Here is a 22,090-nt window from a genome sequence, read left to right on the forward strand (position 1 = left end):
TTTTTAAATTGCATTTACAATAAACCTTTTGAGTGCCTTTCCTATAAATTGACGTGTTCTGTGTTCTAAAGGATTGGTAAATATCTTTTCTACAGAACCTTCTTCAACTATTACTCCATCCTCCATTAAAACTACCTTATCTGCCACATCACGAGCAAAGCCAAGCTCATGTGTGACTATAATCATTGTATTACCATCATTGGCAAGCTGTTTTATAGTATGAAGCACCTCATCAACCAATTCTGGATCCAGTGCAGATGTAGGTTCATCAAAAAGAAGTACTTCAGGATTCAAAGCCAACGCCCTGGCAATACCAACTCTCTGCTGTTGACCTCCTGAAAGCTGACAAGGATAATAATTAATCCTATCCTTTAAACCAACTTTATCTAAAATCTGCTCAGCAATTTTTACTGCTTTCCTTTTATCTAATTTTTTAACAGTTGTAAGTCCTATAGTTACATTTTGAAGCACATTCAAGTTTTTAAAAAGATTATATTGTTGAAAAACCATGGCAGTGGAGGTTCTAAGTTGAAATATATCTTTTTTACTTGCAGTTTGAGAATTAACCCTGAGACCATTGATTTCAATTATTCCAGAGGAAGGTTGTTCTAAGAAATTTATACTGCGCAATAAAGTTGATTTTCCAGAACCACTTGGTCCAAGTATGGCAACTACTTCTCCCTTTTTTACTGTTAGGTTTATATCTTTTAATACATGATGCTCAGAAAAATACTTATTGATATTTTGTAGCTTAATCATCAAACAACACTTCTTTCAAATATTTTGCTTCGCTTTTCTAATAAATTAAGACATTTTTCAAGTATTATGCATATGATCCAGTATATAATGGAAACAGCTATGTAAATTTCAAAAAAAGCTAAACCTCTGGCACCAATTATTTTCGCCTCTCCCATAATATCCACAATACCTATCATAAAAATGAGAGAGGTATCTTTAACAGTACTAATCAAAGTATTTCCCAAATTAGGTATAGCTACAATCAATGCCTGGGGAAGGACAATTTTAAGCATTATCTGAGTTTGACTCATTCCTATAGAATTGGCTGCTTCGAACTGCCCTCTGTCCACAGCCTCAATTGAAGAACGAATGGTTTCAGATAAATATCCTCCTAAATTAGCTGAAAATGCTAGTATTGCATAATATTGAGGTGCTATGATATTAACATTGACATTTTCAAACCAACCGTATTCTATCTGAAAAAAGTATAAAAATTTAGGCATTCCAAAATAAATAAGGTATAACTGAACTAATAAAGGCGTTCCTCTTATAAAAGATACATAAGCTATAGAAATCTGTTTTAATACTGGTATTTTATAAATTTTAACAATAGCTATAAAAAGACCTATCAGCAATCCAAACAGCATAGATATAACAGTTATCCATATTGTAACTGGTAAATATGGTATTAATTTTGGAATACATTGTACCATATAAGTAAAATCAAATATCTTATTCATAAAACACCCTCCTGATATCGAGTCGAAGCATTTTTATATCAACAATTTACTTAGGTATATACTCTCCACCAGTCCATTTCTTTGATAATTTTGCAAGTGTTCCATCTTCTTTCAGCTGCTTAATTATAGGATCGATTATTGTTTTAAGTTCCTGTCCTTGCTTGTCCTTCTTAAAAACAAGGTGTATCTTGTCACTTTGGACTGGTTTTCCAACTATCTGTACCTGTAAATTCTGCTTTTTGATAGTGGCCTCTGTCATTACAGGATCATTTACATAAGCATCAACTCTCCCATTTTGTACATCTATCAAATTATCTGACGAATTTCCCGTATCGTTGTATTTTAAAATTATTTTGTTACCATTTTCTTTATTATATTTTTCCAGTAATTGTGTATACGAATCACCTACAGAAGCTGCCACATTTTTACCTTTTAAATCTTGCAATGACTTTATATCACTCCTACCTTTTTTTACAATTATGACTGACTCAGCTGTAAAATACGGCTGATCTGAAAAAAGATATTTTTTCTCACGTTCAGGATTTTTGGCAATTTCATCTGCAACAACTTGTGTTTTATTTGATTCCAATGAAAGGAAAATACTGTCCCAAGCGGCAGGTGAAAATACAAATTTATATCCATCTAACTTTTTGTCTATTTCCTTAATTACATCAATATCATATCCAGTTAAATTACCTTTATTATCATTGTAGCAAAAAGGCGGGTAATCATTTTGGGTACCTACATATATGGTTTTTACCTTTTTACTTGTATTGGTGGATGCTTTATTTGAAGAAGAGCATCCGCTAAAAACTCCTATTAATAATGATAATAATAGAGATGTTATAATCTTTACTTTTTTCATATTTTTCTCTCCTTTGAATTTTACTTTATATCTGTATCATGTTTGTAATCATTTTAAATAGCTTTGTAAATAACTCTGGCCTTTAAATCCAACTTCAAAAGCTATATTGCCTATTAGAATAATCAATACTTTTCAATAAGTATTTACTGTGATTAATTACGTTAATATCACCACCATTTGATAATTATTTTAGAAACAAACAAAGGCCAAGAACTCGCCATCATAAAATTATAAATTTATAATTTCACAACAGCAAAAACTTAGCCTTTAGTTTTCTAATCAACTAACTTTAAATTAATAATGTTCAAATCAAGTAATTTTTGAGTACTGCGGAGCCTTCCCATAAGAAATACTTTTCTCCACCTAAGCCTTATTAACAGTATTCTTAGTGTCTTTAGCACTTAGAATATGTTATCCTTTAGGGGAAGAACTTATCCAGGTTTGTATCATTGCTTGTTCCCTACTTTTAAAAATCTGGGGTTCTTAGCAATATTATCCTAACCATAGTATAAAAAAACTTCCTGCAGAGGAACTACAAGAAGTTACATTCTAATAATATCCTCATCTTTCAGGCTTTGCCTGATGGAATTAGCACCATTGAATATATTATATCCAGGTTGCCGAGCTTCATAGGGCCAGTCCCTCCACTTCTCTTGATAAGAAAATCAATTTTAAAATTTATATTAAATACATATTTTATGGCTTTAATTATATAATATATAAAATTATTTGTCAATAAAAATCGAATTTGAAGTTTTTATATTTCTCATCTATAATTACATATCTAGGATATACGTTTATCCTCTATGTTTCCTCCCAGATTGTTTTCCTGTTTCTTTTTTACCGGGTCTTTGACAGTTGAGCAGATGAAAAATCTCTGAAAGCCTTGAAATAAGCTTATTATTTTGTCAAGTCTTCATATTTTGAATTGCGTGATATTACGTGATATGGTATAATATAAGTAGTTTGGAGGATTGCTTATGAGATTAAAGGTATCACGTTCAAAAAACTCAGCTTCACTTTATGTTACAAAAACTGTTTATATAGATAAAAAAGAACGCACAATTACCGTTGAAAAACTTGGAACCGAAACTGAACTTAGAGAAAAACTCAATGGTGCCGATCCATATGAGTGGGCTAAAGAATATATAAGACAATTAAATGAAAAAGAGAAAGAACAAACACGGAAGGTACTTGTTCCTTTCGAACAATCCAAAATTATTTTGAAAGATGAACAGCGTTCCTTCAACGGAGGGTATCTATTCCTGCAAAAGATTTATCATGAACTCGGAATTCATAAGATCTGTAAAGATATTTCCCAAAGGTACAAATTTGATTTTGATTTGGATTCAATCCTCTCAAGGTTAATTTACGGCAGAATTATCTTCCCTGCTTCAAAACTTGCAACATACGAGCTTTCTAAAAGGTTTATTGAGCAGCCTAATTTTGATTTGCATCAAATATACAGAGCTCTTGAAGTAATTGCTAAGGAAACAGATTTTATTCAATCCTCATTGTATGAAAATACCCTAAAGGTTTCAAAAAGAAATACAGGTGTACTTTACTATGATTGCACCAATTACTTTTTTGAAATAGAGCAAGAAGACGGTAGCAAACAATACGGTCCGTCAAAAGAGCACAGACCAAACCCAATAGTCCAGATGGGACTATTCATGGACGGAGATGGCATTCCACTGGCTTTTAGCATTAACAGGGGCAATATGAACGAACAGCTGACTTTAAAGCCCTTAGAAAAGAAAATAATTTCTGACTTTAAGCTTTCTAAATTCATCGTCTGCACAGATGCAGGTCTTGCATCCGAAGATAATCGGAAGTTTAACGACAAAAACGGACGAGCTTTTATTACTACTCAATCTATTAAAAAATTAAAACAGCACCTTAAAAAATGGGCTCTTTCTACAGATGATTGGAAACTCCCTGGCAGCGAGAAAAACTATGATATTTCTAAACTTGATGAAATGATGGATAAAGCTACCTCCGATGATAAAGCAAAAATACGGGCAAAGGTATTTTACAAGGAGCGTTGGATCAAGGAAAAAGAGTTTGAACAAAGGCTTATTATAACTTATTCCATTAAATACAGAGATTATCAGCGTAAAATCCGCAACACACAAATAGAACGTGCTCAAAAAACAATAGAAAATAACCCAACAAAAATCAAAAAGTGTAATCAAAATGACTACAAAAGATTTATTCAAAAAACTAGCTGTACTGCTGACGGTGAAATTGCAGATAAGGAAATATACAGCATTGACCAAGCTGTCATTGAAAAGGAAGAGTCCTTTGACGGTTTTTATGGAGTTTGCACAAACCTTGAGGATGATGTGTCTGAAATCATCAATGTAAATCACAGGAGATGGGAAATTGAAGAATGCTTTAGGATTATGAAAAGTGAATTTAAAGCACGGCCTGTGTATTTAAGCAATGATGACAGGATTGAAGCACATTTTACAACTTGTTTTATATCACTAATTCTTTATAGACTACTCGAAAAGAAACTCAATGAAAATTATACTTGTCATGAGATTATTTCTGGGCTCAAAGACATGGAATTCTTTGAGGTTAAAGGTGAAGGCTATGTTCCAACCTATACAAGAACTGATTTTACAGACGCGTTGCATGAATCTTTTGGCTTTCACACAGATTATCAGATTGTTGCAGCAAACATGATGAAAAAAATTTTTAAACAAACAAAAAGGTAAAAAAGTACGCACTTTTTGCACAAGCATTAAATCCTGTAAATCCTTTGAGATCAAGGCCTTACAGGATTTTTGCTTTGTTCAAGTGTCAAATACGGGATTATATAATATATAAAATTATTTGTCAATAAAAATCGAATTTGAAGTTTTTATATTTCTCATCTATAATTACATATCTAGGATATACGTTTATCCTCTATGTTTCCTCCCAGATTGTTTTCCTGTTTCTTTTTTACCTCTTGAAATTTTTCCTCATCTTCATCAAAAACCTTTTCTTCATATTCCTCATTATCATTATTTTTATTTACCTTTTCCATTTTGGATATGGAAACTTCATAAGCTACTTTTTTTATGGTTTCTGTATCAGATACTTTCTTCTGGTACTCTCTGCTCTGTAATCTTCCCCAAATTCTTATATTATCACTGACTTTCAACGACTTACAGAATCTTGAATTTCTTCCCCAGGCAATAGTGGGTATGTAGTCAGATTTATTATAAGCTCTATTGACTGCTAACAGCATATCAGAAATCTCTCTTCCAAAAGGAGTTGTCCTATAAACCGGCTCTTTGCATATGAAACCATCAAGAAAAATTTGATTTGGATTTTTGCTTTTTTCTTTACATAAGCTTATATTCCTTGCAAATACAGTTAATATCAATCTATTTGCTCCATCTACAAATTTATTGTATGATCTCAGTTGTCCTTCTACTATAATATTCATTCCCGGACTAATATTCATTCCTCCTATAAGTCTTTCTGAAATTGTAATAAACAGTACATCTTTACTTTCACTTAACCTGGAAACCTCAATATTAAAGGTATAGAAACCCTCTCCATACATTTCATGACTGAATTTTAATTCTGAAACTACTCTGCCTTCAAGATAAATCTTATTATTTAACATTAAATTGTCCATCATAAACCCCTCTTTCCCTTAGTTTTAAATATCTCATTACCATATAATTATTCATTATAAGTCAAAAATATACTTACAAATATAGAAATATTTAGATTAAAATCTTAAATCTTCTATTTTTAAGCAGTACATACATATATTTATCTTCCATCAACCCTAGAGTTATAGCTATCATTGCTGCATACAGCTCATCAATATCCTTTAATACCATGTTGATTGGAATTTCCTGAGATTCGATTATCTTCTCACCATTTTGTACAATATCTCTTTGAAGGCAATATACAAATCCACTATTATAATCCAGGCTGGATATTGTAACCGTATTTTTGCTTCCTAATCCATAGGTTATAATATAACCATGTATTTTGAAATCATTACTTTTTCCATCTATCAAGTCCATATTTATAAAACAATAGTGTCCATCCAGAATATCATGTTTTTCATTCATAGAATTCAATATCATGTATTTTGTTATTTTTTCATTGCTTTTATTTGTAAGAGTGCTATACTGTAAATCCGTTAGATTCAATAGATTTATCAAATAATTTTTAAAATCATCACTGCTTTCAACAATTTCTATAGCCTTCATAACTTATTACCTCCTGCAAAATATATAATCTAAAATTATTTTAAGCAGGATATAATTTTTTATACCAATTATTCACTTACTAATAACTTTACCCCACTGACATTATAATACATATTTATTGTATTTTTCAATAAATGCTATAATATAAGATATATTAATTACTTATTTGCTTTCCAGCATGATCCAACTTATAATTATTTTTATAAATCATATCCCCTACCTTAACAAATTTATACCCCTTTTCCTTTAAATTTTTTATTATCTTAGGTAAATTTTCCGGTGTATATTTTGCACTATTGTGAAATAACAATATTGAACCCGGTTTTATATTGTTCATTACCCTTGTGTATTCAATGTCTGCCCCTTGTTCTTTCCAATCTATACTATCTACATTCCATTGTATGCAATAATATCCTGAACCCTCTACCAAATCTATCACCTTGTCATTGTAAGATCCCTCGGGACATCTAAATAACTTGGTACCTGTTCCTATTATGTTTCTTATTTTAGCTTCATTTATATTTATATCCTCAATAATTTTTCCCTGAGATATGTTGGTCATATCTGGATGTCTATTGGAATGATTTCCTATTTCATGCCCCCTTTTATATATTTCTTTTAGTTTGTCAGGATTTTTATCCACCCAGTCACCTACTACAAAAAATGTAGCTTTAATATTATACTTATCCAATATATTTAATATTTTTTCGGTATAATCATTTTCACCCAAGCTCACGTCAAAAGTCATAGACACCTTTTTTTCTTTTGTATCAACAGAATAAATAGGCAATTTTTTGTTTAGTACTGTAAAAGTTCCCTTATACCCGTAATTAGTAAACAACGATACTCCAATAGCTATAAACAATAATACAGATACCATAAATATTTTCTTTATAAGCCTTTTTTTCAATATCTCTCCTCCAACATTATTTATTCCTATAATTGTATATAGTATCTTGCATTAATAAATATTACATAAATCAAAAAAATTTATCTATATAAAATATTTTTAAAATATATGTTAAAATATTTTATGTTATAATATAGATATATTTTTATATTTCAAATTCAATGGAGAGGATTTTAAATGTTTGAGGATACTTTAGAATTAGCGGAAAATAAACTATTGCTGCTTTATATATTTAAAAAAATTAAATTTCCCATTTCCAATAATGAAATAACACAAATTATACTTGAGAATGATTTTATAAATTATTTCACTCTTCAGCAATATCTAAATGAGCTTTTGTCTTCTAATTTTATTAAGAAAACAGCTGGCTCCAATAATCATAAATTTATAATTACCAAGAAGGGTTTAAGAGTTCTGGTCTTATTTGGAAATAGAATTTCAAAAGGCAAGATAGACACCATAGATCACTATTTGAATACAAAAATTAAAAATATAAAAAAGAACATTTCCATAAATGCTAATTATACGGTTGATCCTAAAAATAATTTTACTGTGGATTTAAAAATATCAGAAAACAACTCCACATTGATGAATATAAAGCTAAATGTAGATTCCAACAAAAAAGCCAAGGAGTTATGCAAAAAATGGAATAAGAATTATTCGGATCTATACTACAATATAGTTGAATTACTTATGAGCAATTAAAAATTCAAATTAGAACCATACCTGTAGGTTCTCCACCTATGGGTATATATTTTTTATTCTTATTTTTTATATTTATTCTTATTAAAAGATCATTATAATTATCTCCTATATACAGATTTTCTTTATATTTTAATATATTCTTTGGCATTCCACCAACAATTATCTTTTTTTCTTCCTTATAGTTATTTATATCCAAAACGCTTATTGTGCCATCTCCAAAATTGGATACAAAACAATGTCTACTGCTGCAATAAATATCCATTGGTGAATTTCCTACAATAATTCTGTTTATTATCTTATAATTTTTCAAAGACAGAACAGCTATACTTCCTCTAAATTCAGATCCTATATTGCTTTCACATATTAATACATGCTGTCCGTCTAATGCAAATATAGCTTTAGTGGGATAAGAACCTACCCTTATATTTTTAATACATTTATTATTGGTACAATTTATTAAAGTTATGCTGTCATCTTCCATATTAGATATCAATAATAGTTTCCTCTCTTTATTTAGGCATATACTATAAGGAAGACTTCCACAGGGGATTTCTTCAATTACCTGTTTTTCTTTAAGGTCAAAAACCAGTAAACTGTTTAAATCGCTGCATATTATATATGCATTGCTGCCATAAACCACTACATCATTACAACATGACCCTACATAATAGCTTTCTTCTTGTATTTCCTTTCTCATATCAACTATAGATATGGTATTATTATATCTGTTTGCAGTTATGAGTTTATTATCATTATTATATATTCCATGAGGCCCCACTCTGTAAGTTATATCATTGGGCTTTAAATATATCCTCTTTTCTTCATAGAAATGGTCCAAATTAATTTTTGACACAAAATCAGAAGAAGTGCTGCATACATAAAGGTAATCCAACACTATCACCCCCTCACAAATATAATATGAATATTTGTTAAAATAGGTAATAACAATTGAAAATTTATTTTATTGTATAATTTAATGGTATATTATATAATTATTTTGTCTAACAGATTTATTTTGTAAAGGAATCAGGTGATAGGATGTATACTTATAACACAAAAGGGGTTTGTTCAAGTCAAATAACTTTTGATATAGTAGAAGATAAAATAACAAATGTAAATTTTACAGGTGGTTGTAATGGTAATCTTCAAGCTATATCTAAACTTGTAGATGGAATGAATATAGATGAAGTAGTAAAAAAACTACAGGGCATTTCTTGCAATGGAAAGGGTACTTCATGCCCGGATCAATTTGCAACAGCTCTTAAAGAATTGGTTTTAAATAGTAAATCAGCATGAATTTATTAAGCTGTTTATCAGAAAGGACATAATGTATTTATTTACCATTATATCCTTTTTGAATTATATTTTAGATTTTATTGTATTTTTTTATAATTTTCCTCATATCCCCTATCATATAAAGTGAGCCGGATATTAAAAGCAAATCTTTTTCTTCACAATATGAAAATGCCTTCTTATAGGCACTTTCATAATTGTCAAAGGCCTCACAGCTTTGATTGTATTTTTCTATTACAGATTTTAGTTGTTCTGAACTTTCTGCCCTGATATTGTTGGGAGTAACAGCTATAACCTTCCATGCCAGCGGCACAATGGTTTTTACCATCATATCCACTTCCTTATCAGCCAATATACCAAGTATAAGCACCATGTGATTATACTTGAAATAATTTGTTATATTCTCTTTAAGCATAGAAATTCCTTCTCTGTTATGGGCTCCATCTATTACCACCAGTGGTCTGTTTCCCATTACTTCAAGTCTTCCCATCCACTTTACCCCACTGAGAGCTCTTAATATTACGGATTTATCTATTTCAATACCATATCCGGATAATTGTTCTACAGCAAAAATAGCCACAGCACAATTTATCAATTGATGTTTACCTAAAAGGGACAATTTAATATTGTACTCTCCTTTTTTTGTATGTACACTTATATGCTGTATATATTCTTCACTATTGTTGTCAATTTTATCTTTTTCCATACATCTTGCAGAACCCAGTGGTACTTTTATAATCTTGCTTCCCTTTTCTCTGCATACCTGTTCTATAACTTTCCCGGCTTCATCTGCTTCCGGATACATTACAACGGGAATACCTGGTTTAATTATTCCCGCCTTTTCACGAGCTATCTTTTCCAGTGTATTTCCCAATATCGTCATGTGATCGTAACTTATGGAAGAAATTATGCTCAGCATAACTCCTCCATCTTGTTCTCTGGAGAAAGGCAGCATTACATTTGTGGAATCCAGTCTTCCGCCCAGTCCCACTTCAATTACAGCCATGTCAACTTTCTTCTCCCTGAAATAATAGAACATGGCACAGGTAATTATTTCAAATTCAGTGGGATTATCATATCCAAGTTTTATAACTTCTTTTACAACCCCGGATACCTTTGTTATTACCCTGCTTAAATCATCTCTGGATATGTTATTTCCATTTATCTGAATTCTCTCTTCAAATACTTCTAAGTAAGGTGAAGTATACATGCCTACTTTAAATCCAGCTTCCATTAATATTTTGCTTATCATGGCTGTAATAGAACCTTTTCCATTAGTGCCTGCCACATGTATAGCTTTTACTTTCCTGTGAGGATTACCCAGCAGTTCTAACATTTTTTCAGTTCTATTAAGTCCAAAGTTACTTCCGAATTTAGCTACACCTTCTATATAATTCAATGTTTCTTCATAGTTCATAACAGCACATCCCCATGTTTTTATTTTAAATTCTGCAATCTCTCCATTACAGTTCCAAGCATTTCTTTATATTTGCAGCCTTTTGCCCTCTCTCCATCCACCACATCTTTAGGAGCCTTTAATATGAATTTCTCATTTGAAAGCTTTTTCTCCACTCTTTTTATCTCATTTTCCAATTTTTCTTTTTCTTTATTCAACCTTTCAATTTCCTTATCCCTGTCTACCAAATCCAAAAGTGGAATAAATAATTCTGCTCCTCTAGTAACTGCAGATACAGCATTTTCCGGAACATCATTTTTACTGTTTAAAAACTCCAATTCACTTGCTGAAGCCAGTTTTCTGAAGTAATCCTCTCCATTCTTAAATGAATCCAATGCATTATTTTCAGTTACCCATACCATTATCTTAGCCTTTCTTGAAAAGGGCACATTCATTTCAGTTCTAACATTTCTAATAGCCTTTATAGCTTCTATAATATATTCCATATCCTCCTCAGCTTTTAAATTCCTGAGTTTATCCTCATATTCCGGCCATTTTGATATAGTTATGGACTCATATTCTGTATGAAGATGAGTATATATTTCTTCTGTTATAAATGGCATAATAGGATGAAGTAATTGTAAACTTACAGTAAGCACCTTGTTCAATACATTATAAGCTACTCCCTTGGCCTGCTCATCTTCACCATACATGGCCGGTTTAACCAATTCTATATACCAATCACAAAACTCACCCCAGATAAAATCATATATTTTCTGAGCAGCTATTCCAATTTCAAATTTTTCTATATTATATGTCACTTCTTTTATTAATGTATTCACTTTAGACAATATCCATTTATCTGCGCTACTATAATCCCTGCAATTTTTGTACTTATCCATTATATCCTCATCTAAATTCATAAGTACAAATCTGGAGGCATTCCATATTTTATTGGCAAAATTTCTAGAAGACTCTACTTTTTCCGGATAATATCTTATATCATTGCCCGGTGCATTTCCTGTAATCAATGCAAATCTGAGTGCATCTGCTCCATATTGTTCTATTACTTCTATAGGATCCACACCATTTCCAAGGGATTTAGACATTTTTCTTCCTTGAGAATCTCTTACAATTCCATGTATAAGTACATTTTCAAAGGGAATATCATCCATACAATATATACCTGAAAATATCATTCGCGCCACCCAGAAAAATATTATGTCATATCCAGTAACCAAAGTGTTATTGGGATAAAAACATTTTAAGTCTTCTGTATTGTCAGGCCAGCCTAATGTTGAAAAAGGCCATAGTGCGGAACTAAACCAGGTATCCAATACATCTTTATCCTGCTCCAGGTTATCTGAACCACACTTACTGCATTTTGTAGGATTAGTGTCACTTACTATAACCTGCCCACAGTCCCTGCAGTACCAAACAGGAATTCTATGTCCCCACCAGAGCTGTCTTGAAATACACCAATCCTGAATGTTTTCCATCCAGTTGAAGTAGGTTTTTTCAAATCTTTCAGGTATAAACTTTACCTTTTTGTTTTTTACCACATCAACAGCTGGCTTTGCCAGTGATTTCATTTTTACAAACCACTGTTTAGAGAGCATTGGTTCAATAACAGTACCGCACCTGTCATGACATCCTACATTATGTACATGCTCCTTTATTTTTACCAGGAATCCCTGTTTTTTTAAATCCTCTACCAGTAATTTTCTGGCTTCATATCTATCCATTCCATCATATTTGCTCCCTGGAAGCTTTATCGTTCCGTCCTCATTCATTATTACAATTTCAGGTAAATCATGTCTTTTACCCACATAATAATCATTAGGATCATGTGCAGGAGTTATTTTTACTGCCCCTGTACCAAATTCCATGTCTACATAATCATCGGAAACTATTGGTATCTCCCTGTTCACAATAGGAAGTATGGCAGTCTTTCCAACCAAATGCTTATATCTTTCATCTTTTGGATTAACTGCAATAGCTGTATCACCAAACATGGTTTCCGGCCTTGTAGTAGCTATCTCCAGATATTCATCACTTCCAACTATCTTATATCTTATATGCCAGAAACATCCCTGTTGTTCCTTGTATTCAATTTCTGCATCGGATATGGCGGTCTGACATTTCGGACACCAATTTATTATTCTGTTCCCCTGATATATAAGTCCATCCTTATACAATTTAACAAAAAACTTTCTCACAGCCTTGTTGAGTCCAGCATCCATGGTAAATCTCTCTCTTGTGAAATCTACAGAACATCCAAGTTTTTTTACCTGATTTCTTATTCTCTCCCTGTACTCATGAGTCCAATCCCAGGTCTTTTCAAGGAATGCCTCTCTTCCTATCTTTTTCTTTACAATACCATCTTTTAAAAGTTCCTTTTCTACCTTTACTTCAGTAGCTATACTAGCATGATCTTCTCCTGGAACCCACAAAGTATTATATCCCTGCATTCTTTTGGTTCTTATCAGTATATCCTGAATTGTATCATCTAAAGCATGACCCAGATGTAATTTTCCCGTAATATTTGGAGGGGGTATCACTATAGTATAAGTTTTTTTATTATTATCTGCACGGGGTGTAAAATACCCTTTTTCCTGCCAATTATTATAAAGTTTTTCTTCAAATGTCTTTGGATTATAGGTAGTTTCCATTTCTTGCCTTTTTGACATTAAATCTCCTCCTTAACAAGTTTAAAATACTCTTATATATAAAAAAGCCTTCATCCACAAAGGACGAAGACCCGCGCTGCCACCTTTTTTCCTGAAAATTACAGGCTCTTAAAAAATAACGATTGAGAAAACCGCCTCTGCCTACTTTTATTTCAGCAGAGAAGCTCCAAAGCTACCTTCAGGATATATTATATAAAAAGCCTCTCAACTAACAGCTTTTCTCTCTTTATAGAATTTTGTCCCTACTCCTCTTTTTCACAGCTAATAAATTTAATTTAATACATTTTCTATTATAACGTTAATTTTTAAGCTGTCAAGAAATTTTTATACAAGTTTGTTCATATGAAAGTATTCTCTGTAAGCAAACTTCACCTGAACTTAAGAATCATCTGTAAATAGTTTAAAAGTATTAGTATCTTTCAGATATATTTCCAGCTGAATCATTAATCAACTTTACAGCTAATCTATATTTATAAGGAAATATATCTTTATATTCTTCTTCTAAAAGAATTTCTTCAAAATCATCTTCCTGTACAAGTCCATGGCTGGGGTGAAAAACCATAGCTCCATAATTTTTACCGCCATCTCTTATTTCTATAAAAAATACAGCAACAAATTTCTTACCGTCAACACCTAAAAGTGTGCCGGGAATATAAGCCTCATCCATTTCATTATAGGAAAATCCGTACATACTTTCAAATTTCATGCTTATTTCCCTATATATTTTTTCAAAGTAGAGCATGTCGTTTTCCATTCTCTTGAAATCAACTTTTAAAGTATATTCTTTTATATATTTTAAATATTCACTGTTCAAGGGCCACATCACCTACCATTTATATTTTCTACTATTATATCAAAATTATATTGCTGTGAACATATGAAATTTAAAATAAATATCTTCTAAGCCTAATTTACTTATACAACTGTAAGTTGGGTTTAGAATCACGGTTACTTAAGGGACTTTTCTGCAAAAGAATTATTGACTATCTTATCAAAAGGAGGCTTTTCAGGTATTAGATCTGATTTATATGATTGTATTATATTCATAAGTCTGTTTAAATTTTGTTCTTTTATAACAGTAGTATCAGCATAGGCTTTTATATTCCTGTAGTTTTTTATTACGGATTCCAATACATCTTCGTCAGTTCCCGGGAAAAAAGATTTTATGGCTTCAGCTATTTCTTTATCATTATGCTTTTGAACCCATATCTGACCTTTATGAATAGCATTTGTGAATTTTTGTATTGTTTCAGGATTTTTTGATATATAAGACTTGGTGGCAAAATAACAGGTATAAGGCAATACACCTGCAGATTGACCTACTGAAGCTGATATATAACCATTCTTATCCTTTTCCAGCATGCTGGCAGTTGGTTCAAAAAGAGCCACATAATCTCCTGTATTTGCCTTAAATGCACCGGCTGTTGCAGTATAAGCTAAATTGGTTATTAAGTTTACATCCTTTCCCGGTTGTATACCATTTTCTTTAAGTACATATTCCAATGCCATTTCTGGAACTCCACCAGGTCTTCCTCCAATTATGGTCTTCCCCCTGACAGATTCCCATTTAAAATCCTTTTCTGCATTCCTGCCCACTAAAAAGGAGCCATCTGTAGTAGTCAGCTGGGCAAATAATACAGGAAAGTCCTTTCGCTTTTGATTATATATATATATTACCTGTTCTGGACCACAAAATCCTATGTCACAGCTGCCGCTTAATACCTGCTGCATTGTTTTATCTGCCCCTTGTCCCGTTGTAAGATCTATATTTATACCTTGTTCTTTAAACATTCCCTGGTTTATTGCCACATACATAGGAGCATAAAATGCAGATCTGGCAACTTCGTTCAACTTTATATTAACTAGAGCCTTATCATCCTTTTTACTGCTGCCGCAGGCTGTAAAAATAGTAACTACAAATATAAAACACAGCAAAACAGAATAGATTCCAAATTTTTTTCTTATCATATACCCTCCAAAAAGCAATTTTAATATCTATTTATAATATGACTGCTGCTAAAATTATGTTAAAACTTTTTAGAGCATAATGCATTACAGTGAGAATTAATAGTGAAGAGTATATAAAATATAATAATTGAAGATTTTCAGCAGCAAGCCGAAAATCTTCACTGTTTGCTATTTGCACTTTATTCCCTGTCAATTGTATATTGTGAGCTGTGAATTGTCAGCCATTAATCACTTGTTTCCATCCTCTACAAGCACTGCTTTAGGAACTAAACTCTTTTTATGGCTTTCTACTACCACTTCATCTTCCATGGATTTAAATGCCACTGACAGCATGAGTTTTAACCTATTTAATTGATTCACCTCGCTTGCACCGGGATCATAGTCTATAGTTGCAATATTACTGCCCGGATATCTTCTTTTAAGCTCCTTTATCATTCCCTTACCTGTTACATGATTGGGCAGACATGCAAAAGGCTGCATACATACAATGTTTTTTGCTCCACTTCTTATAAGTTCTATCATTTCAGCCGTCAAAAACCAACCTTCTCCCGTTTGATTTCCAATAGACAATACTTTAGAAGCATACTTTGCCAATTCAGCAATATTAGATGGTGGCCCAAACCTTTTACTGTTTTTCAGTGCATTTCTCATATGCCGTCTAAAGTGTTCAATAAATTTTATTGCTCCACCTTTTATAATGGTATCTAAATAACTTCCAGATAAATATTTGTATTTAAATTTAGCATCATAAGCACAGTACAGAAAAAAGTCCGTCAAATCAGGTACTACTGCTTCAACTCCCTCTTTTTCCAAAGTATCCACAATGTTATTGTTGGCCGTGGGGTGAAACTTCACCAATATTTCTCCCACTACTCCCACTCTTGGTTTTTGTACATCCCTTATTCCCAAATTGTCAAAATCCTCTACTATATTGTAAATATTCTCTTTGAATTCTCTATGCACACCATTGGCAACATTTTCCTTGCACCTTTCAATCCATTTTTCATAAAGTAAATTTGCAGATCCCGGTATTTCTTCATAAGGTCTTACTCTGTAAAGTACTCTCATAAGTAAATCCCCATATAAAAGTGCCATTATGGATTTATTTACAAGCTGCGGTGTAATCTTAAATCCAGGATTTTTTTCCATTCCCACTACATTCAGTGATATTACAGGTATATTTTCCATACCCGCTTCTTTTAAGGCTTTTCTTAAAAATCCTATATAATTAGTTGCCCTGCAGCCGCCTCCAGTTTGAGACATTATTACAGAAGTATTGTTCAAGTCATATTTTCCGGATTTTAACGCTTCTATTAACTGTCCCACCACTATTATAGAAGGGTAGCAAGCATCATTATTCACATATCTTAATCCTTCTTCAACAGCTCCCTTATCCACCGAGGGCAATACCTTTAGATTATAACCTGACTTTCTAAATGCTTCCTGTAAAAATTGAAAATGTATAGGTGACATTTGAGGACATAAAATAGTATGATTTTTTCTCATCTCTTTAGTGAATACTACTTTTTTATAATTATTCTCAATTTTATGAGGCTTGAAGCCTGCCTTTTCTCTCTCTTCAAGAGCTGCTTTCAAGGAACGTATCCTTATTTTAACTGCTCCAAGGTTACTTCCCTCATCAATTTTTAGTACTGTATATATTTTCCCATACCTATTAAGTATTTCCTGTGTCTGATCCGTAGTCACTGCATCTAATCCACAGCCAAAGGAATTCAATTGCACAAGTTCCAAATTATCCTGAGTAGTTACAAGGCTTGCTGCTGCATACAATCTAGAATGATAAACCCATTGATCCACCACCCTTAGAGGTCTTTCTACCATACCCAGATGAGCTACTGAATCTTCAGTAAACACTGCCATACCATAGGATGTAATTATATTTGGTATCCCATGATTTATTTCCGGATCAATATGATAGGGTCTTCCCGCCAGTACTATTCCTTTTTTGCCGGTCTTTTTAAGGTAATTTAATACCTCTTCTCCCTTTGTTCTTATATCCATTTTAACTTTTCTATCTTCTTCAAAGGCCCTATCCACCGCATTGAATATTTCTTTTTTAGGTATGTGAAATTCCTCTAGCTCCTCTACAAGTCTTTCCTTAAGCCTTTCTTTATTATCCAAGGGTAAAAATGGATTTTTAAAATTAATATGCTTCTCTTTAATTATATCCATATTATTTTTTATAACTTCAGGATAAGAAGTTACCATTGGACAATTATAGTTGTTATTAGCTTTTTCCTGTTCCTTCTGCTCATAAGGTATACAAGGATAAAATATGAAGTTTATTCCTCTTTGTATTAAATTCATTATATGGCCATGAACTATCTTTGCAGGGTAGCAGGCTGATTCAGAGGGTATTGTTTCTATTCCAAGTTCATAAATGTGCTTGGAAGAACGGGCAGATAATTCCACTCTAAATCCTAATTCAGTAAAAAAAGTAAACCAGAATGGATAATTTTCATATAAATTTAAAACTCTGGGTATACCCACCTGCCCTCTCTTTGCTCTGTCTTTCTTGAGAGGAACATAGTCAAATATTTTCTTATATTTATAATCATATAGATTTGGTATATCTGCAGTTCTATTCTCCAGTCCTGCTCCTCTTTCACATCTGTTCCCCGATATAAATTCCTTTCCATCTGAAAATTTATTTATAGTGAGAAGACAATTATTAGCACACTTGCCGCATCTTCTCATAGTACTTTCTGTAGAAAATTTATCTAATTGAGCTGGACTTAGCAGTGTGGTCTTATGTTCCGCTTCAAACCTTTCCCTGGAAATAATGGCAGCTCCAAATGCTCCCATGAGACCTGCTATATCTGGTCTTACTACCTCCCGCTGGGATATGATTTCAAAAGCTCTCAATATGGCATTGTTGTAAAAGGTCCCTCCCTGAACTATTATTTTTTTGCCCAATTTTTTAGGATCTCTTATCTTTATTACCTTAAATAATGCATTTTTTATAACTGAATAAGAAAGCCCTGCTGAAATGTCTCCTACAGAAGCTCCTTCTTTCTGGGCTTGTTTAACCCGTGAGTTCATAAATACGGTACATCTGGATCCCAAATCTACAGGCTTCTTAGAACTTTCTGCGGATTTTGCAAAATCTTCTACATTCATATTCAAGGATCTGGCAAAGGTTTCTATAAAAGAACCACACCCAGATGAACAAGCTTCATTTAACATTATGCTGTCGATTACTCCATCTTTTACTTTCAGGCATTTCATATCCTGTCCGCCAATATCCAATATAAAATCTACTCCAGGCTGGAAAAATTCTGCTGCCTTATAATGAGCAATAGTTTCAACTTCACCTATATCTACTGATAAGGCTGACTTTATAAGGCTTTCTCCATACCCTGTAACCGTTGAATTTACTATATTGGCATTCTCAGGTAATTTTTTATACAAATCTTTTAATATATTTACTGTGGATTTTAAAGGACTTCCCATATTGCTTCCATAAAAAGAATATAACAAATTTCCATATTCATCTATTAAAACTGCCTTAGTAGTGGTAGAACCTACATCTATTCCTAAATAACAGTTCCCGCTGAACCCGTCTAAATTTTTTTTCTTCACTGAATTCTTATTATGTCTTTTCTCAAATTCCCTTAATTCATTTTCGTCTTTGAAAAGAGGCCTGAGTACTTGTACTTCGTCACTTGAAGACCTGTTTAAATTTGGAAGCCTATCTATCAAAGTTTTAAAAGAAATAGGGTTCTCATTTTTAGATGAAATAGCAGCACCAAGTGCCACAAATAATTGGGAATTCTCCGGGAAAATCACCTGCTTGTCTGTAAGTTTTAAAGTTTCTATAAACCTTTTTCTCAATTCAGATAAAAAATATAGCGGTCCGCCTAAAAATGCTATATTTCCCCTTATGGACTTTCCACATGCAAGTCCACTTATTGTCTGGTTTACCACTGACTGAAATATGGATACTGCAATATCTTCTTTTGCAGCACCCTCATTTAAAAGTGGTTGTATATCAGTTTTGGCAAATACACCGCATCTAGCAGCTATGGGATAAATTACCTTATAATTTTTAGCCAGATCATTTAACCCCCTGGCATCTGTTTGAAGCAGGGATGCCATCTGATCTATAAACGCTCCAGTTCCACCTGCACAAGTTCCATTCATTCTCTGATCAATTCCATCATCAAAAAAAGTTATCTTGGCATCTTCACCGCCTAATTCTATTGCCACATCAGTATCTGGAATAAATTTTTCTATAGTATTAGTACATGATACAACTTCCTGTATAAACGGTATATTAAGCCATTTGGATACAGACATTCCTCCAGACCCTGTAACCATTATAGTGATATCTGAATCCTTTAGCTTTACATAGGCATCTTTAATAACTTTAGCTATAGTACTTTTTATATCAGAAAAATGTCTTTGATATGTTTTGTAAATTATGCTATCCCTTATATCAGACACCACTATCTTTACTGTAGTTGAACCTATATCAAGGCCTACGTGAAATAAATTTTTCATAACTAATCACCTTTTAAAATTAATAATTTAGACCAAATTTATAGACTTTAAAATGATACATACTCTACAAATTCAGACCCATTACATATTTAGCTAATAATAAATATTATTAGTTACACTTTTTATTATACTATATATTTTCATATAATATAAAAAATAACCCTACTTTTATATATACGGTTAAACTATTGCCCCTACTTTCCAGATCATAAAAAGTACATCTGTAAAATATCTTTATCTATATTATAACATATGTATACGCATGTGCAATTCTAATATATTCCACATATTTGAATCCTCTAATAGTCTCCTTGATAATACGGATTTTTAACACCATATTGCACTTATTCATATAATAGACTATGACTTAATTTTTACTTATGTTAAGTAAGATAATATTAAAACTTCAACTTATTTTTTAATATCGCAAAACACAGTTGTTAGGAGATGATATCTTGAATAAGTTAATTGTCAATAACATCTATATGAACTATCATTCACCCAAAAATTCTACTAGGGCATTGGAAAATATAAATTTTACTGTAGAAAAAGGTGAATTTTTAAGTATAGTAGGGCCCTCTGGATGCGGCAAAACTACCCTTTTAAATATAATATCAGGTCTTATAAAACCATCAAATGGTGAAATATATATAGATAATGAAAAATTAACTTCTTTTTCTTCCAAAATGGGATATATGTTTCAAAAGGATCAACTATTTGAATGGTTAAGTGTGTGGGATAATGTACTGCTCAGCATTAAAATACAGCATAAACCTATAGATAAATATAAAGATAAAGTAATATCCATGTTAAAAAATTATGGTTTATGGGATTTTATTTATCATTATCCCGAAGAATTGTCCGGTGGTATGAGGCAAAAAGTGGCTTTAATAAGAACCCTGGCAATGGAACCAGAATTCCTTCTTTTAGATGAACCATTTTCATCTTTGGATTATCAAACCAGGCTGAATATAAGTGATGAAATATTTAAGATAATAAAAAAAGAAGGTAAAACTGCAATAATGGTAACTCATGATATTTCCGAAGCTATATCAATGTCAAATAGGATTATAGTCCTTTCCAAAAGGCCTGCAAAATTGAAAAAGATATATGACATAAATTTTGAAGAATATCATGATTCACCTTTAAAATGCAGGGAAGATCCCAGGTTCAGAATTTATTTCAACAGTATTTGGAAGGAGTTGAACCATTGATTATGGATTATATAAAAGAACGTGAAATATATTTAAAAAATGTTACTAACCGAAAGAAAAGAATTGTAATAAGCAGGTTGACAATTTTAATAGCTTTTTTTGTTCTATGGGAAATTGCCGGAGATTTTGGGTGGATAGATCCCTTTTTAACCAGTACTCCTTCCAGGATGTTAAAAAACCTTGTAAAACTTTATACTGAAGGAGATCTATTTAAACATATTGGCATAACCTGTTTTGAAACAATATTGGGCTTTTTACTTAGCACTTTTATCGGTACTTTAATTGCCATACTTCTCTGGTGGTCCGATTTCATTTCAGATGTATTGGATCCCTATGTAGTAGTGTTAAATGCCCTTCCTAAAGTTGCCTTAGCACCTATAATAATATTTTGGGTAGGCAACGGCATACCTGCTATTGTTTTAGTAACTGTACTGATTTCTGTAATCGTAACTATACTGACTGTCTTAAATGGCTTCAAAGAAGTAGATAAAGATAAAATTAAGCTTCTTCAAACTTTTGGTTCTTCAAAGCTTCAAATTTTAATTTATCTGATAATCCCTGCTTCCATCCCTACTTTAGTATCTTCCCTGAAAATAAATGTGGGACTTTCCTGGGTTGGAGTAATAATGGGAGAATTCTTAGTGGCAAAAGAAGGCCTTGGATTCTTAATAATATATGGCGGACAGATATCCCAGCTTGACACGGTTATGCTGAGTATAATAATTCTTTCAATTTTAGCTTATGCGATGTATGAAGCCGTGGCATTAGCAGAAAAGAAACTGAGAAAAATGATATTTCATTAAAAGGTTTTGTTAAAATGC

At 32.2% G+C, this 22,090-nt stretch carries 17 protein-coding genes, 1 riboswitch and 1 other annotated feature; of the genes, 5 read left to right on the forward strand and 12 right to left on the reverse strand.

Annotated elements, in window-relative coordinates; genetic code table 11:
• Positions 1-3: 3 nt before the first annotated feature.
• From ACYUJ6_RS13180 to ACYUJ6_RS13190, 3 genes are read right to left on the reverse strand one after another with little or no spacing between them, the layout of a single operon-like run.
• The gene (locus ACYUJ6_RS13180; RefSeq protein WP_461843216.1) at positions 4-759 is read right to left on the reverse strand and encodes an amino acid ABC transporter ATP-binding protein; all 756 of its coding nucleotides are present in this window, start codon (positions 757-759) and stop codon (positions 4-6) included.
• On the reverse strand, positions 759-1,478 hold the full coding sequence (locus ACYUJ6_RS13185) for an amino acid ABC transporter permease (protein WP_461843217.1): 720 nt from the start codon (positions 1,476-1,478) through the stop codon (positions 759-761). Before ACYUJ6_RS13185 ends, ACYUJ6_RS13180 begins: the two co-directional genes overlap by 1 nt.
• A 46-nt stretch (positions 1,479-1,524) precedes the next feature.
• The gene (locus tag ACYUJ6_RS13190; protein WP_461843218.1) at positions 1,525-2,343 is read right to left on the reverse strand and encodes a transporter substrate-binding domain-containing protein; all 819 of its coding nucleotides are present in this window, start codon (positions 2,341-2,343) and stop codon (positions 1,525-1,527) included.
• 558 nt (positions 2,344-2,901) lie between these two features.
• A riboswitch (SAM riboswitch) is annotated at positions 2,902-3,006 on the reverse strand.
• 317 nt (positions 3,007-3,323) lie between these two features.
• On the opposite strand from ACYUJ6_RS13190, the gene ACYUJ6_RS13195 reads away from it, so the two are divergent.
• On the forward strand, positions 3,324-5,066 hold the full coding sequence (locus tag ACYUJ6_RS13195) for an IS1634 family transposase (protein WP_461843219.1): 1,743 nt from the start codon (positions 3,324-3,326) through the stop codon (positions 5,064-5,066).
• A 173-nt stretch (positions 5,067-5,239) separates the two neighbouring features.
• Here the strand turns inward: ACYUJ6_RS13195 and ACYUJ6_RS13200 are convergent, their stop codons facing one another.
• The 3 genes from ACYUJ6_RS13200 to pdaB form a co-directional block, all read right to left on the reverse strand.
• The gene (locus ACYUJ6_RS13200; RefSeq protein WP_461843220.1) at positions 5,240-5,980 is read right to left on the reverse strand and encodes a single-stranded DNA-binding protein; all 741 of its coding nucleotides are present in this window, start codon (positions 5,978-5,980) and stop codon (positions 5,240-5,242) included.
• Positions 5,981-6,071: 91 nt separating this feature from the next.
• Entirely contained in the window at positions 6,072-6,569 is a 498-nt protein-coding gene (locus tag ACYUJ6_RS13205; RefSeq protein WP_461843221.1) for a hypothetical protein, read from the reverse strand.
• Positions 6,570-6,723: 154 nt separating this feature from the next.
• Complete coding sequence (pdaB, locus tag ACYUJ6_RS13210) at positions 6,724-7,479, reverse strand: polysaccharide deacetylase family sporulation protein PdaB (RefSeq protein WP_461843222.1); 756 nt, start codon at positions 7,477-7,479, stop codon at positions 6,724-6,726.
• 177 nt (positions 7,480-7,656) lie between these two features.
• Between pdaB and ACYUJ6_RS13215 the strand changes: the two genes are divergently transcribed.
• The gene (locus ACYUJ6_RS13215; RefSeq protein ID WP_461843223.1) at positions 7,657-8,184 is read left to right on the forward strand and encodes a DUF4364 family protein; all 528 of its coding nucleotides are present in this window, start codon (positions 7,657-7,659) and stop codon (positions 8,182-8,184) included.
• Between the two features lie 4 nt (positions 8,185-8,188).
• Here the strand turns inward: ACYUJ6_RS13215 and ACYUJ6_RS13220 are convergent, their stop codons facing one another.
• Complete coding sequence (locus ACYUJ6_RS13220; RefSeq protein WP_461843224.1) at positions 8,189-9,076, reverse strand: YncE family protein; 888 nt, start codon at positions 9,074-9,076, stop codon at positions 8,189-8,191.
• 146 nt (positions 9,077-9,222) lie between these two features.
• Between ACYUJ6_RS13220 and ACYUJ6_RS13225 the strand changes: the two genes are divergently transcribed.
• Positions 9,223-9,480, forward strand: a complete 258-nt coding sequence (locus ACYUJ6_RS13225; protein ID WP_461843225.1) for a TIGR03905 family TSCPD domain-containing protein — start codon at positions 9,223-9,225, stop codon at positions 9,478-9,480.
• Positions 9,481-9,550: 70 nt separating this feature from the next.
• Here ACYUJ6_RS13225 and ACYUJ6_RS13230 read toward each other — a convergent pair whose 3' ends face one another.
• The 5 genes from ACYUJ6_RS13230 to ACYUJ6_RS13250 form a co-directional block, all read right to left on the reverse strand.
• Positions 9,551-10,894 carry a bifunctional folylpolyglutamate synthase/dihydrofolate synthase gene (locus tag ACYUJ6_RS13230; protein ID WP_461843226.1) on the reverse strand — a complete coding sequence of 448 codons (1,344 nt, stop codon included), beginning with the start codon at positions 10,892-10,894 and terminating at the stop codon, positions 9,551-9,553.
• A gap of 20 nt (positions 10,895-10,914) precedes the next feature.
• Positions 10,915-13,563, reverse strand: coding sequence for a valine--tRNA ligase (locus ACYUJ6_RS13235; protein ID WP_461843227.1), 2,649 nt, complete (start codon positions 13,561-13,563; stop codon positions 10,915-10,917).
• Between the two features lie 56 nt (positions 13,564-13,619).
• Positions 13,620-13,831: a binding site (T-box leader), on the reverse strand.
• A gap of 141 nt (positions 13,832-13,972) precedes the next feature.
• Positions 13,973-14,377 (reverse strand): hypothetical protein, encoded by a 405-nt coding sequence (locus ACYUJ6_RS13240; protein WP_461843228.1) that lies wholly within the window; start codon positions 14,375-14,377, stop codon positions 13,973-13,975.
• A 134-nt stretch (positions 14,378-14,511) separates the two neighbouring features.
• Positions 14,512-15,531, reverse strand: a complete 1,020-nt coding sequence (locus ACYUJ6_RS13245; protein WP_461843229.1) for an ABC transporter substrate-binding protein — start codon at positions 15,529-15,531, stop codon at positions 14,512-14,514.
• Positions 15,532-15,759: 228 nt separating this feature from the next.
• Positions 15,760-20,055, reverse strand: a complete 4,296-nt coding sequence (locus ACYUJ6_RS13250; protein ID WP_461843230.1) for an acyl-CoA dehydratase activase-related protein — start codon at positions 20,053-20,055, stop codon at positions 15,760-15,762.
• 455 nt (positions 20,056-20,510) lie between these two features.
• Between ACYUJ6_RS13250 and ACYUJ6_RS13255 the strand changes: the two genes are divergently transcribed.
• Positions 20,511-21,269 (forward strand): ABC transporter ATP-binding protein, encoded by a 759-nt coding sequence (locus tag ACYUJ6_RS13255; protein WP_461843231.1) that lies wholly within the window; start codon positions 20,511-20,513, stop codon positions 21,267-21,269.
• Positions 21,269-22,072 carry an ABC transporter permease gene (locus tag ACYUJ6_RS13260; RefSeq protein ID WP_461845516.1) on the forward strand — a complete coding sequence of 268 codons (804 nt, stop codon included), beginning with the start codon at positions 21,269-21,271 and terminating at the stop codon, positions 22,070-22,072. Before ACYUJ6_RS13255 ends, ACYUJ6_RS13260 begins: the two co-directional genes overlap by 1 nt.
• Positions 22,073-22,090 lie beyond the last annotated feature (18 nt).

Source organism: Clostridium sp. JNZ X4-2 (assembly GCF_054889485.1).

Excerpts from the sequence above, each read along its gene's own strand:
- ACYUJ6_RS13180 (WP_461843216.1), bottom strand. The coding sequence starts at position 759 with ATGATTAAGCTACAAAATATCAATAAGTATTTTTCTGAGCATCATGTA.
- ACYUJ6_RS13185 (WP_461843217.1), bottom strand. The coding sequence starts at position 1,478 with ATGAATAAGATATTTGATTTTACTTATATGGTACAATGTATTCCAAAA.
- ACYUJ6_RS13190 (WP_461843218.1), bottom strand. The coding sequence starts at position 2,343 with ATGAAAAAAGTAAAGATTATAACATCTCTATTATTATCATTATTAATA.
- ACYUJ6_RS13195 (WP_461843219.1), top strand. The coding sequence starts at position 3,324 with ATGAGATTAAAGGTATCACGTTCAAAAAACTCAGCTTCACTTTATGTT.
- ACYUJ6_RS13200 (WP_461843220.1), bottom strand. The coding sequence starts at position 5,980 with ATGGACAATTTAATGTTAAATAATAAGATTTATCTTGAAGGCAGAGTA.
- ACYUJ6_RS13205 (WP_461843221.1), bottom strand. The coding sequence starts at position 6,569 with ATGAAGGCTATAGAAATTGTTGAAAGCAGTGATGATTTTAAAAATTAT.
- ACYUJ6_RS13215 (WP_461843223.1), top strand. The coding sequence starts at position 7,657 with ATGTTTGAGGATACTTTAGAATTAGCGGAAAATAAACTATTGCTGCTT.
- ACYUJ6_RS13225 (WP_461843225.1), top strand. The coding sequence starts at position 9,223 with ATGTATACTTATAACACAAAAGGGGTTTGTTCAAGTCAAATAACTTTT.
- ACYUJ6_RS13230 (WP_461843226.1), bottom strand. The coding sequence starts at position 10,894 with ATGAACTATGAAGAAACATTGAATTATATAGAAGGTGTAGCTAAATTC.
- ACYUJ6_RS13235 (WP_461843227.1), bottom strand. The coding sequence starts at position 13,563 with ATGTCAAAAAGGCAAGAAATGGAAACTACCTATAATCCAAAGACATTT.
- ACYUJ6_RS13245 (WP_461843229.1), bottom strand. The coding sequence starts at position 15,531 with ATGATAAGAAAAAAATTTGGAATCTATTCTGTTTTGCTGTGTTTTATA.
- ACYUJ6_RS13250 (WP_461843230.1), bottom strand. The coding sequence starts at position 20,055 with ATGAAAAATTTATTTCACGTAGGCCTTGATATAGGTTCAACTACAGTA.